General features: G+C 44.6%; 12 protein-coding genes and 1 tRNA gene. All 13 read left to right on the plus strand.

Annotated elements, in window-relative coordinates; translation table 11 throughout:
• Positions 1 to 14 precede the first annotated feature (14 nt).
• The 13 genes from B5F53_RS10235 (at position 15) to B5F53_RS10295 (ending at position 14,472) form a co-directional block, all read left to right on the plus strand.
• On the plus strand, positions 15 to 1,550 hold the full coding sequence (locus B5F53_RS10235; protein WP_087223002.1) for a Ppx/GppA phosphatase family protein: 1,536 nt from the start codon (positions 15 to 17) through the stop codon (positions 1,548 to 1,550).
• A 36-nt stretch (positions 1,551 to 1,586) separates the two neighbouring features.
• Positions 1,587 to 3,737: an RNA degradosome polyphosphate kinase gene (locus B5F53_RS10240; protein ID WP_087223004.1), complete on the plus strand. Its 2,151-nt coding sequence runs from the start codon at positions 1,587 to 1,589 to the stop codon at positions 3,735 to 3,737.
• 258 nt (positions 3,738 to 3,995) lie between these two features.
• A tRNA-Glu gene (locus B5F53_RS10245) sits at positions 3,996 to 4,067 on the plus strand.
• A 143-nt stretch (positions 4,068 to 4,210) separates the two neighbouring features.
• Positions 4,211 to 5,050, plus strand: coding sequence for a PHP domain-containing protein (locus tag B5F53_RS10250; RefSeq protein ID WP_087223006.1), 840 nt, complete (start codon positions 4,211 to 4,213; stop codon positions 5,048 to 5,050).
• Between the two features lie 73 nt (positions 5,051 to 5,123).
• Positions 5,124 to 7,046 carry a DNA gyrase/topoisomerase IV subunit B gene (locus tag B5F53_RS10255; protein WP_087223008.1) on the plus strand — a complete coding sequence of 641 codons (1,923 nt, stop codon included), beginning with the start codon at positions 5,124 to 5,126 and terminating at the stop codon, positions 7,044 to 7,046.
• Between the two features lie 18 nt (positions 7,047 to 7,064).
• Positions 7,065 to 9,308, plus strand: a complete 2,244-nt coding sequence (locus B5F53_RS10260) for a DNA gyrase/topoisomerase IV subunit A (protein WP_087223010.1) — start codon at positions 7,065 to 7,067, stop codon at positions 9,306 to 9,308.
• Between the two features lie 125 nt (positions 9,309 to 9,433).
• Entirely contained in the window at positions 9,434 to 10,288 is an 855-nt protein-coding gene (locus tag B5F53_RS10265; RefSeq protein WP_087223012.1) for a class B sortase, read from the plus strand.
• A 13-nt stretch (positions 10,289 to 10,301) separates the two neighbouring features.
• On the plus strand, positions 10,302 to 11,363 hold the full coding sequence (locus B5F53_RS10270) for an LCP family protein (RefSeq protein WP_162610572.1): 1,062 nt from the start codon (positions 10,302 to 10,304) through the stop codon (positions 11,361 to 11,363).
• Positions 11,364 to 11,407: 44 nt separating this feature from the next.
• A complete protein-coding gene (locus B5F53_RS10275; protein WP_087223016.1) occupies positions 11,408 to 12,109 on the plus strand; it encodes an LPXTG cell wall anchor domain-containing protein in 702 nt (233 codons plus the stop codon).
• Positions 12,110 to 12,259: 150 nt separating this feature from the next.
• Positions 12,260 to 12,727, plus strand: coding sequence for a ribosome maturation factor RimP (rimP, locus tag B5F53_RS10280; protein ID WP_087223071.1), 468 nt, complete (start codon positions 12,260 to 12,262; stop codon positions 12,725 to 12,727).
• A gap of 27 nt (positions 12,728 to 12,754) precedes the next feature.
• The gene (nusA, locus tag B5F53_RS10285; protein WP_087223018.1) at positions 12,755 to 13,912 is read left to right on the plus strand and encodes a transcription termination factor NusA; all 1,158 of its coding nucleotides are present in this window, start codon (positions 12,755 to 12,757) and stop codon (positions 13,910 to 13,912) included.
• Positions 13,896 to 14,174, plus strand: coding sequence for an RNase P modulator RnpM (rnpM, locus tag B5F53_RS10290; protein WP_087223020.1), 279 nt, complete (start codon positions 13,896 to 13,898; stop codon positions 14,172 to 14,174). Before nusA ends, rnpM begins: the two co-directional genes overlap by 17 nt.
• Entirely contained in the window at positions 14,161 to 14,472 is a 312-nt protein-coding gene (locus B5F53_RS10295; RefSeq protein WP_087223022.1) for a L7Ae/L30e/S12e/Gadd45 family ribosomal protein, read from the plus strand. Before rnpM ends, B5F53_RS10295 begins: the two co-directional genes overlap by 14 nt.
• Positions 14,473 to 14,490: the final 18 nt, after the last annotated feature.

The following is a 14,490-nucleotide window of genomic DNA, read 5'->3' on the forward strand; positions in this document are numbered from 1 at the left end:
CAGGAGGTATTTTTATGACGATTTCAACGTTTGCAGCCATAGACGTGGGGTCTTACGAAGTCAGCATGAAAGTGTTTGAGCTGTCTAAAAAAGCAGGGCTGCGGGAAATTGACTATGTCCGTTCCAGACTGGAACTTGGAAGGGGTGCCTATTCACAGGGGAAAATTGAATCCGATATGATCGACGAACTGTGCGATATACTGATTGGATTTCAGGGAATTATGAAAGGATACGGGGTAAAAGACTACAGAGCCTGTGCCACCAGCGCCTTTCGGGATCTGAGAAATCCGCTTATCATTATTGAACAGATCTATCAGAGAACCGGAATCCGGATAGAGGTTCTCAGCAACGCCGAGCAGCATTTTCTGGGGTATAAATCCATTGCGGCCCGGGAAACGGGATTTAAGAAAATGATTCAGAAAGGAACCGCCATAGTAGACGTAGGCGGAGGAAGCATTCAGGTTTCTCTGTTTGACAAAGACGCCCTGGTTACTACCCAGAATCTGAAACTGGGAAGTCTGCGTGTAAGGGAGCGCCTTCGTGAACTGGAAAAAGAGACAACCCATTATGAAAAGCTGGTGGAAGAATTCGTACGGAACGATTTGATGAGTTTTCAGCGGCTGTATCTGAAAGACCGGGATATAAAGCATGTAATTTTCATGGGTGACTTTCTGACAGAGACAATTTTCCATGAAAAATTAAGCGACAGAATTATTGCAAGGGATGAATTTATAGAACGCTATGAACAGATCGCCTATAAATCCACAGACAGTCTGGCAGAAGAAATGGGAATTGCAGCAGAATATGCCTCACTTGTGGTTCCTACTATTGTAATATATAAGAAGTTTATTGAAATTTTTGAAGCGGAGGCGCTCTGGGTTCCGGGTGTGTCTCTGGGAGACGGAATTGCCTATGATTACGGAGAAAAACTGAAATTAATCAAAAGCGCCCATAATTTTGAAAATGATATTCTGGTGGCCACAAGAAATATTGCCAAACGGTATTCCAGCGGGAAAAACCACATTCAGGGAACCACGAAACTGGCTCTCGCAATCTTTGACAGCATGAAGAAGATCCACGGAATGGGATCCAGGGAACGGCTCCTTCTGCAGATTGCAGTACAGCTGCACGACTGCGGGAAATACATAAGTATGGGAGACGTAGCGGAATGTTCTTACAGCATTATTATGTCTACGGAGGTGATCGGCCTTTCCACGGCGGAGCGGCAGATTATCGCCTGCGCTGTACGGTATAATACCACGGAGTTCGCTTATTTTGGAGAAATGAATGCGGAAACGGGAATTGACAGAGAAGGGTATCGTCTGGTGGCAAAACTGACGGCGATCCTCCGTCTGGCCAATGCGATGGATCGAAGCCATTACCAGAAGGTTGCAGCTTTAAAAGCGGTGGTCAAAGACAGAACACTGGTTTTAAGCATTGATTCCACCCAGGATTTCAGTCTGGAACTGGGACTTCTGAAAGATAAAGTGGAATTTTTTGAGGAGATATTCGGAATTCGTTTACGGCTGCGCCGCATAAGAAAGAAATAGAAGAAGCCTGAAAAATTTGGAGAAAGGAAAAGAGAGATGGATTTAAAAAAATATGAAAAATCAGAATATTTTGTGAATCGGGAATTAAGCTGGCTGAAATTTAATGAGCGGGTATTAAGCGAGGCCAGAGATAAGACAATCCCGTTATTTGAGCGTCTGAAATTCTTAAGCATTACGTCTTCGAATCTGGATGAATTCTTTATGGTTCGTGTGGCTTCTTTAAAAGACCAGGTTCATGCTAAATATGAAAAACCGGATATTGCCGGAATGACTCCCAAAGAACAGCTTCAGCAGATCAGCACACAGACCCATAATCTGGTGCAGGTGCAGTATAATACGTATATCCGTTCCCTTCTTCCTGCTTTAAAGAAAGCAGGCCTGGAAATTATTACGGAACATGAAGCCCTAACGGAGGAACAGGAAAAATTTGTGGATCATTATTACGAAGAAAATATTTATCCTGTACTTACGCCTATGGCTATGGACTCTTCCCGCCCATTTCCTCTTATCAGAAATAAAACCTTGAATATCGGAGCTCTGATCAAGAAAAAAGACAGGAAGAAAGATAAAGAAGTACTGGAATTCGCCACCGTTCAGGTGCCTTCCGTACTTCCGCGGGTAGTGCTCCTTCCGGAAGGGAAAAACGGAAAGAAATCGGTGATTCTTCTGGAAGAAATTATTGAGAAGAATATCGGCAAACTGTTTCTCAGCTATGATGTGGTATGCGCCCACCCGTACCGGATTATGCGAAATGCAGATTTAACCATTGATGAGGATGAGGCAGAAGATCTGCTGGTAGAAATCCAGAAACAGTTAAAGAAGAGACAGTGGGGAGAGGTTATCCGTCTGGAAGTGGAAGAAAAGATGGATAAGCGGCTTTTAAAAATCCTGAAAAATGAGTTTTCCATCAAGGAAGAAGACATCTACGAAATCCCTGGTCCTCTGGATTTAACCGTGCTGATGAAAATTTACGGCCTGGACGGTTTCAAACAGTACAAATCGCCGGGCTATACCCCTGCGCCGGTAGCGGCTTTTCAGGATGGAGAGAATATTTTCTCCGTTATCCGTCAGCAGGATGTCTTTTTGCACCATCCTTATATGAGCTTTGATCCGGTGGTGAATTTTGTCCGCCAGGCGGCAAAGGATCCGGATGTACTGGCTATCAAACAGACCCTGTACCGGGTCAGCGGAAATTCCCCGATTATTGCGGCTTTGGCTCTGGCGGCGGAAAATGGGAAACAGGTATCGGTTCTGGTGGAATTAAAGGCCAGATTTGATGAGGAAAATAATATTGTATGGGCGAAAAAGCTGGAGAAGGCAGGCTGCCATGTTATTTATGGACTGGTAGGTTTAAAGACCCACAGTAAAATTACGCTGGTTGTCCGCCGGGAAGATACGGGAATCCGACGTTACGTTCATCTTGGAACCGGAAACTATAATGATTCCACAGCTAAGTTATATACGGACTGCGGACTGTTTACGTCAGATGCCAGAATCGGAGAGGACGCTACGGCTGTATTTAATATGTTATCCGGATATTCCGAACCGAAAAAATGGAATAAGTTAGTAGTTGCTCCCATCTGGATGAAGGATAAATTCTTAAAGCTGATAGAAAGAGAGGCGAAGTACGCCCAGGAAGGAAAACCGGCACATATTATGGCGAAAATGAATTCTCTGTGTGATCCGGTGGTTATGGCTGCTTTGTATTATGCTTCTTCCTGCGGCGTAAAAATCGATCTGGTTGTCCGGGGGATCTGCTGTTTGAAAGTGGGAATTCCGGGAATCAGCGAGAATATTACCGTTCGTTCCATTGTGGGAGATTTTCTGGAGCACAGCCGTATCTTCTATTTCCACTGCAACGGCGCGGAAGATGTATTTATGGGAAGTGCAGACTGGATGCCGCGTAACCTGGACAGACGTGTGGAAATTGTTTTCCCTGTGGAAGATGAGAAGATTAAGAAAGAGGTTATCCATATTTTAGACGTGGAAATGAGAGACAATGTAAAAGTGCATCTTCTGCAGCCGGACGGAAGTTATGTAAAACCGGATAAGCGGGGGAAAGCCCTGTTAAATTCTCAGATGGAATTCTGTAAGGAGGCCCAGGAAAAGGCAGTTATAAAAAAAGAAAAGGAAAAGAGCCGCGTTTTTATCCCCGCTGAACCCTTAGAAGACCCGGAAGAAATATAAAAATTCGTAACTATTCAGCCATGCGGCTGCTGAAGGCAAAAATACAACGCAAGCTTGCTTGCAGAGGAATTTTGCCATCAGCAGACATATGGCGTTTAGCCGTAATCGAGGATTCAGCCGCGTAAGCGGCGGTAGAGCAGCGGCAGCTGCGAGAATCCGAGATGCATGGCTGAATAGTTACAAAAATTCAAAAAAAGTGAAAAAAGTACTTGCATATTTCAACAAAATGATTTATTATATGCAAGTACGGTTCACTTAGGTCTGTTGGTCAAGTGGTCAAGACGCTGCCCTCTCACGGCAGAATCAGGGGTTCGACTCCCCTACAGACTGTTTTAAAGCTCTTGAGTTTCAAGAGCTTTTTTTGTGCGTTTACGGATGATTTTGTGATATAATCCAATATTATTATATAAGGGACGAAATAGATACTGTCCCCAGGATTTCCCGGAATAGAGAGAAACAGAGAGGAGCACTTTATGAAAAGAAAGATTGACTTACATGTTCATTCTACAAGTTCGGACGGAAGCTATACGCCTTCTCAGCTTGTGAAGCTGGCAGAGGAAAAAAATCTGGCAGCTTTTGCACTGACGGATCACGATACGGTATCCGGAATTGAAGAGGCTATGGAGGCAGCCAGGGAAAGCAGCGTAGAGGTAGTGCCGGGGATTGAATTTTCCACCCGCTATGAAAACAGAGATATTCATATACTGGGCCTGGATATTGACTATCAGGATGTACGGTTTCAGGAGAATCTGGAAAATTTCAGAGCATCCAGGAAAATCCGGAATCAGAAAATGATTCAGAAACTGCAGGAACATCAGGTGAAAATTTCAGAGGAGCTTATGAAAGAAAAATTTCCGGACTGTGTCTGCACCCGTGCCCATATTGCTAAGTTTCTGGAGGAAGAAGGCTACGTATCTTCCAAGCAGGAAGCCTTTGACCGGTATCTGGGAGAGAGAGCCTGCTGTTACGTTCCAAGAGAAAAGGCAGATCCTTATCAGGCGATAAAAATGATTCATGAAAGCAAGGGAATTGCGGCTCTGGCCCATCCCCTGCTGTATGGATTTTCCCGGAAACACCTGGACGAGGTGGTAAATCGGCTGCGTCAGGCAGGTCTGGATGCTATTGAAGCCCTTTATTCCTGCAACAGGCCGGCAGAAACACAGGAAATGATACAACTGGCAAAACAATATCATCTGAAGATTACAGGAGGTTCCGATTTCCACGGTACCTTTAAACAGGGACTGAATATGGGAGACGGATATGGAAACCTGGAAGTTCCTTACTCTGTTCTGGAAAATCTCAGAGAAAAGTAGCCTCCTGTTTTTCTGGACAAAAGAAAGACTTTTGCTATAATGGGAGTTACGTAAAGAAAGGATTGGAAATAAGATGGCGAAAAAAAATACGTATAATGCGGAAAGCATCTCTGTACTGGAAGGTCTGGAGGCAGTAAGGAAGAGACCGGGTATGTATATCGGAAGTGTTTCCCGGAAAGGGCTGAACCATCTGATTTATGAGATTGTAGATAATGCGGTGGACGAGCATCTGGCCGGATTTTGCAGCTTTATTCAGGTTACTCTGGAGGCGGACGGTTCCTGCACAGTGAAAGATAACGGAAGAGGAATTCCGGTGGATTTACATGAGAAAGGGGTTTCGGCAGAACGTTTGGTCTTTACCACCCTTCATGCAGGAGGAAAGTTTGACGATTCTGTTTACAAGACCAGCGGCGGACTGCACGGAGTGGGTTCCTCCGTGGTAAATGCGCTGTCTGTGTATCTGGACATCCAGGTAAGCAGGGACGGATTCATCCATCACGATCACTATGAACGGGGGATTCCCACTCTGGAATTGAATCAGGGTCTGCTTCCGGTAATAGGAAAAACAAAGGAGACAGGAACCTGCATTAATTTTCTTCCGGATCCGGAGATTTTTGAAAAAACCAGATTCTCTGCCACGGAAGTGAAAAGCCGTCTTCATGAAACCGCATACCTGAATCCGGAGCTGACAATTCTGTTTGAAGACCGCAGAGGAGAAAGTCCGGAAGTTTCAGAATTCCATGAGCCGGAGGGAATTGTGGGCTTCATTCGGGATTTGAATAAAAATACGGAGGTTCTCCATGAACCTGTCTATCTGAAGGGGGAAAACGAAGGGATTACTGTTGAGGCAGCTTTTCAGTTTACCAATGAATTCCGGGAGAATGTTCTGGGATTTTGCAACAATATTTACAATGCAGAAGGGGGAACCCATCTGACAGGGTTTAAAACCACCTTTACTTCTGTAATGAATAACTATGCCAGAGAACTGGGGATTTTAAAAGAGAAAGACCCGAATTTTACAGGAACGGATATTCGCAACGGTATGACGGCAGTAGTATCCATTAAACATCCTGCCCCACGGTTTGAAGGACAGACGAAAACCAAGCTGGACAACCAGGATGCGTCCAGAGCCACCGGTAAAGTGGTGGGAGAGCAGATTGTACTTTATCTGGATCGGAATCTGGAAACTCTGAAGAGCATTTTATCCTGTGCGGAGAAAGCCGCTAAAATTCGTAAAACAGAAGAGCGGGCCAAGACCAATCTTCTGACAAAACAGAAATACTCTTTCGACTCCAATGGAAAGCTGGCTAATTGTGAGAAGAAAGATCCTTCCCAGTGTGAAATTTTCATTGTAGAAGGAGATTCTGCAGGCGGCTCTGCAAAGACTGCCAGAGACAGGAATTATCAGGCGATTCTGCCCATCCGGGGGAAAATCTTAAATGTGGAGAAGGCCACCATTGACAAAGTGCTGGCCAATGCAGAAATTAAAACCATGATTAATGCCTTCGGCTGCGGCTTTTCAGAAGGTTATGGGAATGACTTTGATATAACAAAACTTCGCTACGATAAAATTATTATTATGGCAGATGCGGATGTGGACGGAGCCCATATCTCTACGCTTTTGCTGACTTTATTCTATCGCTTTATGCCGGAACTGATTTATGAAGGGCACGTGTATATTGCCATGCCGCCTCTTTATAAAGCCATGCCCAAGAAAGGGAAAGAAGAGTATCTTTATGATGACAAAGCGCTGGAACGCTATCGGAAAAGGCAAAAGGGACCTTTTACTCTGCAGAGATATAAAGGTCTTGGTGAGATGGACGCCCAGCAGCTTTGGGAAACCACGTTAAATCCGGATACCCGTATGCTGAAACGGGTGGAAATCGAAGACGCCCGGCTGGCGTCCAGTGTGACGGAAATTTTAATGGGGTCTCAGGTCCCTCCGCGAAAGGCGTTTATTTACGAACACGCAAAGGATGCAGAACTTGATATTTAAACAGAGAAGGAGTACCAGATGAAATCAGATACAGAACATATAATTCGCACAGACTATGCAGAAGAAATGCAGAAGTCATACATTGATTATGCCATGAGCGTCATCATTGCACGTGCCCTTCCGGATGTGCGGGACGGATTGAAGCCGGTACAAAGAAGAACGCTTTACGATATGTACGAGCTGGGAATCCGCTATGACCGGCCCTATCGTAAATGTGCCAGAATCGTGGGAGATACCATGGGTAAATATCACCCTCACGGAGACAGTTCCATCTATGAAGCGCTGGTTGTGATGGCTCAGGACTTTAAAAAAGGGCGCACCCTGGTAGACGGACATGGAAATTTCGGTTCCATTGAGGGGGACGGAGCAGCGGCTATGCGTTATACAGAGGCCCGGCTGGAAAAACTGACCCAGGAAGTGTATTTATCCGATCTGGATAAAAACATCGTGGATTTTGTTCCTAATTTTGATGAAACGGAGAAAGAGCCGGAAGTTCTTCCGGTACGTATCCCCAACCTGCTTATTAACGGAGCCGACGGAATTGCCGTGGGAATGGCCACCAGTATTCCGCCTCATAATCTGGGAGAGGTGGCAGATGCAGTAAAGGCTTATATGAAAAATAACGACATCAGCACGAAAGGGCTGATGCGCTACGTAAAAGGCCCGGATTTTCCCACAGGCGGCATTGTAGTTAATAAAGACGAGCTTCTGTCTGTTTATGAGTCCGGATGCGGAAAGATTAAGATTCGGGGAAGGACTCAGGTGGAGAAAGGAAAAGGCGGGAAGCTTTATCTGGTAATTACAGAAATTCCGTATACAATGGTCGGGGCAAATATCGGAAAATTTTTAAACGATGTGGCTTCTTTAGTGGAATCCAAAAAGACTGCCGATATTGTAGATATTTCCAATCAGTCTTCCAAAGAGGGAATCCGGATTGTACTGGAGCTGAGAAAAGATACCGACGTGGAGAATCTTACAAATATGCTTTATAAGAAGACACGTCTGGAAGATACGTTCGGGGTAAATATGCTGGCAGTTGCCGACGGACGTCCGGAAACACTGGGACTGAAAAAGATGATTGAACACCACGTGGATTTTCAGTTTGAAATCACCACCAGAAAGTATCAGACCCTATTAAGAAAAGAAGAGGAGAAGAAGGAAATCCAGGAAGGCTTAATCAAAGCCTGCGATGTCATTGATTTGATTATTGAAATCCTGCGGGGCAGCAAAAGCCAGCAGCAGGTAAAAGAGTGTCTGATTTTCGGCAACACCCAGGGAATTCGCTTTAAAACCAAGACCAGTGAAAGACAGGCCGGGAAACTGCGCTTTACCGAGCGGCAGGCCACGGCGATTCTGGAGATGCGGCTGTATCGACTGATTGGACTGGAAGTGGAAGCCCTGCTTGCAGAGCATGAGCAGACCGTTTCCAATATCAGCCGTTATGAAGATATTTTAAATAACTATGACTCTATGGCACAGGTTATCATGGAAGATTTGGATGCCATTAAGAAAGAATATGGGTATAAAAGGAAAACTTCCATTGAAAATGCAAAAGAAGCAGAGTATGTAGAGGTAAAAGAAGAGGCGAAAGAAGTCTGTTTTTTAATGGATCGGTTCGGCTACGTCAAATCCATAGACAAGGCGGCTTATGAAAGGAATAAAGAAGCAGCTCACCAGGAAAACAGATATGTATTTTCCTGTATGAATACAGACCGGATCTGTATCTTCACTGATGAAGGGAAAATGCATTCTGTAAAAATGCAGGAAGTTCCCCTGGTAAAATTCAGAGAGAAAGGAGTTCCCTTAGATAATCTCTGTAATTATGACAGTCAAAAGGAACAAATTTTATACGTTTCCGCCATGGAAACATTAAAAGAACAGAATCTGCTGTTTGTGACCCGAAAAGCCATGTGCAAACAGGTAAAGGGAGAAGAGTTTACCGTATCCAAAAAGATGATCGCAGCTACCAAATGCAATGAAGGAGATAAGGTTATTTTTATTGGAGACAGTGAAGCTATGGAATTTTTAGTCCTTCAGACAAAGCAGGGGGTTTTCCTGAAATTTCTGAAGCAGGAGGTGCCTCTGAAAAAGAAAGGCGCCATCGGGGTGCGCGCGATGAAGTTAAACCCCGAAGATGAACTGGAGGCGGCTTATCTGCTGGAGGCACATACAGAATATACGATTTCCTTTAAAGACAGAAAGATTTCTCTCAATCGCCTGAAGTTGGGAAAAAGAGACACAAAGGGAATCAAAAACCGGTAAGAATCAAAAGGGGAATGTTCTAAACAAGAGATAATTTGATAAAATATGGAATTGTAATCTTGTGAAAATAGTATATAATGAAAAGGGATCAAACTCCTTTTATATTTAAATAGGGAGGAATCACGATGCAGATAAAAAAGGGAAAAAAAGGCTCTTGTCTGCGGAGGATTGCAGGAGGAATCCTTTTGCTGGCCGCAGCAGCCTGCTTCGCCTTTGCCCTTTTCAACTGGAAGAGAGAAAAAACGGCTGAATCTTCTTATACAGAATTGAAAGAGGAAGTTACGGAAAAGGAAGAGCGGCCGGAAACAGAGGAAGACGTTCCGGAGGAAACGCCGGAAGAAGCCCCTGAAGAGACACCGACGGCAGCGCCTGAGGTTTCCTCAGAACCGGAGAGCTATGAAAGCGCCGTTGACTTTGAAGCCTTGTGGGAACGGAATGCAGACGCCTATGCCTGGATTCGGATAGAGGGGACAGCAATTGATTATCCGATTCTTCAAAAGGACGGAAACGATGATTACTATCTGAATACAACCATAGATGGACAAAGTGGTCTTCCCGGTTCGATTTTTACAGAAACCGTGTCCGCGAGGGATTTCAGCAATTACAATACGGTAATTTACGGACATAATATGCGGGACGGCAGTATGTTTGCAGCGCTTCATAATTATGCGGACATAAACTTTATGGAGGAGCATCCTTATATAGAGATTTTTCTGCCGGATCAGAAACTGATTTATGAAATTTTCGCCGCAGTGGTATTTGACGACAGCAATCTGAATTTTACCTATGATTTTTCCGGGGAAGCAGACAGAGAGAGTTTTCTGGAAGATATTGCCTCCACAAGGGAGATGCAGTCGGTGGTGAATACAGAGAAGCTGGCAGGGACAGAAGATAAATTAATTACTCTGTCTACCTGTATAGGAGACCGTCCGGAAAACCGATGGCTTGTAATTGCAAAGCAAATAGAGAATGCGGAATAAAAGGAGCATAAATATGTACAATTACCGCCGCAGGCGAAAAAGACGAAATCATGCAAGAGGCAAAATTTATAAGAGACTTAGAATCGGATTTTGGATCCTTTTCGCTACAGTAATTGTTCTGGGGCTGGGAATTTTTTCCGCGCTGCGTTTCAGCGGCGAAAAAAAGATTGAAAAAGAAATCAACCGGCCAAAGCAGACGGAAGAAGGAGTGGAAGAGGATCTGGTCTATTCGGACGGAAAGACCTATCGGTATCTGGAGAATTCCATTAATATTCTGTTTATGGGAATCGATAAAGAAGGGGATATGAGCCAGATAAAAGAAACCGGAGGGATGGGGCAGGCGGATGCTGTTTTTCTGCTGAGTATGAATCTGGACAGCGAACGGATTCGGATGATAGCCATTCCCAGAGAAACGGTGGTTCCGGTGGAGGTTTACGATCGGAACGGGCTTTACAAGGAAACCCGGGACGAACAAATCGCCCTTCAGTTTGCTTATGGACAGGATGAAAAGAAAAGCTGTGAGCTGATGGCAGACGCAGTATCCCATCTGTGTTATCAGGTTCCTATCCATAAGTATATTGCAATGAATATGGGAATACTTCCGGAGTTGAATGATGTTGTCGGCGGAGTCAGAATTCAGGCAGATGAACAGGTAAAAGAGATGTTTCCGGATGCGGAAACAGGAAGATTTTACCGGCTTCACGGTGAAGAGGCTGTGACTTACCTGCAGAGCAGGGACAGCAGTCAGTTTGCAAGCAGCATGGATCGTCTGGAAAGACAGAAGCAGTACATACTTGGATTTATTCTGGCAGCAAGGCTGCAAATGCAGGATGATACATCGCTTCCCCTTAATTTGTACGAACAGTTTAAAGGAAACTATACCACAAACTTAAGTGCGGACGAGTTTACTTATCTTGCCGCCCAGGCGGCGGAAATGACATTTTCGGAACGGAGTTTATTTGTAGTTCCGGGAGAGATGGTGCAGGACGAAGTTTATGAGAAGTACCAGGTGGACGATGATGGTCTGTTTGATACAGTTTTAGATGTTTTTTATGAAAGAGTCAGGGGATATTAGCCGGAAGGCTGATATAAATCACATGTGACAGGAGGAGAAGAATTATGGTTAAAGCTAGAAAATGGGTGGCATGTCTTTGTGCTTTGGTATTGAGTCTGTCTTTCTGTGTAAACGCTTTTGCAGCGCCCAGCCCGGAATATAAGGCGCCGGAAGATCTGACTGCAGACGACATTTTCGATTTGTCAGGAGCAGACAGCAGAATTGAGGCAGCGACTCAGGACGGAAAAAAAGTAGAGATTACTACCAGTCCCGTGGAACAGAAGTATAAAGAAGAGGCGGCAGCTCAGGCGGCAGATTTACTGGCTCAGGCAGGAATTCGTGCTGCTAAGGTGGCGGTACTTGGAGCTATTGATATTAAAGTGGCAGACGGAACCGTTGTTTCCGCTGAAAATCCGCTGACCATTACCGTTCGTCTGGATGGGGTAAAAGTAGGAGATACCATTGTTGCCCTTCACAGAAACTCAGAAACAGGACAGTGGGAAGTTATTCCCTGTACAGTCATCAGCGACGGTGTTGTACAACTGACACTGACATCCTTATCTCCGCTGGTATTTTTAAAAGTCATTGAAGAAGGAGATACAGGTACAGCAGACGGTGTTGCAGGAACTACTGTGGATACCACTGCCCCCGGAAAATCTCCGAAAACAGGCGAAGGTTATGAAGAAATGACCGCAATGGTTCTTGGAGCAGTTTTCCTGGCAGGAGGCATTGTATTATTAACGAAAAAGAAGAGGGAAAAGGCCTAGATGGGCACAATTCCGGGAATTTGTTGAAAGCTCTTGTTTTTATAATCCATTAGTGCTATAATAACCAAGAGCTTAACAATCGCAGCATAAGAGTGGACGCAAGTCCACTCTTATTACATGTACAGGAATTTTCAGAAGGTGGTGAAAAAGATGAGCAAAAAGGAAGAGTACGAACAGAAAGCAGAACAGCTCCTTCTTCCCATAATAGAAGCCCATGGTTTTGAACTGGTAGATGTGGAATATGTAAAAGAGGCCGGAAACTGGTATCTGAGAAGCTACATTGACAAGCCGGGAGGAATTACCGTGGATGACTGTGAAATCGTAAGCAGAGCATTCAGCGATAAGCTGGATGAGGAAGATTTCATTGAAGACAGCTATATTATGGAAGTGAGTTCTCCGGGACTGGGCCGCCCTTTGAAAAAAGAGAAAGATTATGCGAGAAGTATGGGAAAACTGCTGGAAATCCGCACGTACCGGCCAATCAATAAAGAAAAAGAGTTTTACGGGATTTTAACGGCATATGATAGTAACAGTGTGACTATCGAAGATGAAAATCAAAATCCGCATACGTTCGATAAAAAAGAAATTGCACTAATACGTCTGGCTATAGAGTTTTAGAGAGGATAGTAGGAGGAAACAGAAAAAATGAACACAGAGTTATCAGAAGCATTGGAAATTCTCGAAAAAGAGAAAAATATCAGCAAGGATACTTTATTAGGGGCGATTGAACAGTCTTTGCTGCAGGCTTGTAAAAATCATTTCGGAAAAGCAGATAATGTAAAAGTAAATATTGATCCGGAAACCTGTGATTTCAGTGTCTATGCGGAAAAAACCGTGTCTGAAAACGTAGAAGATCCTGTTACGGAAATCTCCCTGGAAAAGGCAAGGGAATACCGTTCCTATGCACAGCTTGGGGAAACCGTAAATGTTCCGATCCAGTCCAAGGAGTTCGGAAGAATTGCCACCCAGAATGCCAAAAACGTAATTCTTCAGAAAATCCGTGAGGAAGAAAGAAAGGTACTGTTTGATCAGTATTATGGAAAGGAAAAAGAGGTAGTTACCGGAATTGTCCAGAGATACCTGGGAAAAAATATCAGCATCAATCTGGGGAAAATCGATGCGGTATTAAGTGAAAACGAGCAGGTAAAAGGAGAGGTGTTTAAGCCTACCGAACGTATCAAGGTCTATATCCTGGAAGTAAAAGATTCTCCGAAAGGTCCGCGGGTAATCGTATCCAGGACCCATCCGGAACTGGTGAAGCGTCTGTTTGAATCAGAAGTGGCAGAAGTGAAAGACGGAACAGTGGAAATCAAAAGTATAGCAAGAGAGGCCGGTTCCAGAACCAAAATTGCCGTATGGTCCAATGATCCGGACGTAGATCCGGTGGGAGCCTGCGTAGGTATGAACGGCGCCCGTGTAAATGCCATTGTTAACGAACTTCGGGGAGAAAAAATCGACATTATTAACTGGAGTGAGAACCCGGCGATCTTAATTGAAAACGCCTTAAGTCCTGCGAAAGTAATTGCAGTTATGGCAGATCCCGATGAAAAGACGGCTCTGGTTGTGGTGCCTGACTATCAGCTTTCTCTTGCTATCGGAAAAGAAGGACAGAACGCCCGTCTGGCGGCCCGTCTGACCGGCTTTAAGATTGACATCAAGAGTGAGACACAGGCGAAGGAAAGCGGAGATTTCTATGATTATGACGAGGATGAATACTACGAAGAAGAGGATTTCTACGAGGAGTCAGAAGAGGAGGAAGCATCCCGTTCAGAAGAGTGTGTAAATGATGAAGACGAGGAATAAAGTTCCCATGCGCCAGTGTACCGGGTGCAGGGAGATGAAAAATAAGAAAGAAATGATTCGCATTATCAAGACGGCAGAAAATACCATAGAGCTGGACGCCACAGGAAAGAAGAACGGAAGAGGGGCGTATCTGTGCTTTTGCAGAGAATGTCTGCAGAAAGCCCAAAAGAATAAGGGGCTGGAACGTTCTTTGAAGACGGCAATTCCGGAGGAGATTTATCTGCGTCTGGAAAAGGAGCTAGAAGCGATTGAACAAAAATAAAGTACTATCTCTTATCGGCCTTGCAACGAAAGCAGGAAAGACAGTCAGTGGAGAATTTTCCACAGAAAAAGCAGTGAAGAACGGCAAAGCCGGCATCGTGCTGATTGCAGAGGATGCTTCAGGCAATACGAAAAAGAAATTTGAGAATATGTGCCGGTTTTATGAGGTTCCCTGCTATTGTCTGGGAGACAGAGAGATCCTCGGGAAAGCTGTGGGAAAGGAATTCAGGGCAAGCTTAGCTGTGTTGGACGAAAATTTTACAAATGCAATCATGGAGGAACTGAAAAAGCAGCTTTGATAGAAGGAGGTAGTTGTA

It is taken from the genome of Blautia sp. An249 (genome assembly GCF_002159835.1).
Taxonomy (GTDB): domain Bacteria; phylum Bacillota; class Clostridia; order Lachnospirales; family Lachnospiraceae; genus Blautia_A; species Blautia_A avistercoris.

Coding starts and splice junctions, on each gene's coding strand:
- B5F53_RS10270 (WP_162610572.1), top strand. CDS start 10,302: ATGTACAATTACCGCCGCAGGCGAAAAAGACGAAATCATGCAAGAGGC.
- B5F53_RS10240 (WP_087223004.1), top strand. CDS start 1,587: ATGGATTTAAAAAAATATGAAAAATCAGAATATTTTGTGAATCGGGAA.
- B5F53_RS10255 (WP_087223008.1), top strand. CDS start 5,124: ATGGCGAAAAAAAATACGTATAATGCGGAAAGCATCTCTGTACTGGAA.
- nusA (WP_087223018.1), top strand. CDS start 12,755: ATGAACACAGAGTTATCAGAAGCATTGGAAATTCTCGAAAAAGAGAAA.
- B5F53_RS10235 (WP_087223002.1), top strand. CDS start 15: ATGACGATTTCAACGTTTGCAGCCATAGACGTGGGGTCTTACGAAGTC.
- B5F53_RS10275 (WP_087223016.1), top strand. CDS start 11,408: ATGGTTAAAGCTAGAAAATGGGTGGCATGTCTTTGTGCTTTGGTATTG.
- B5F53_RS10260 (WP_087223010.1), top strand. CDS start 7,065: ATGAAATCAGATACAGAACATATAATTCGCACAGACTATGCAGAAGAA.
- B5F53_RS10250 (WP_087223006.1), top strand. CDS start 4,211: ATGAAAAGAAAGATTGACTTACATGTTCATTCTACAAGTTCGGACGGA.
- B5F53_RS10265 (WP_087223012.1), top strand. CDS start 9,434: ATGCAGATAAAAAAGGGAAAAAAAGGCTCTTGTCTGCGGAGGATTGCA.
- rnpM (WP_087223020.1), top strand. CDS start 13,896: ATGAAGACGAGGAATAAAGTTCCCATGCGCCAGTGTACCGGGTGCAGG.
- rimP (WP_087223071.1), top strand. CDS start 12,260: ATGAGCAAAAAGGAAGAGTACGAACAGAAAGCAGAACAGCTCCTTCTT.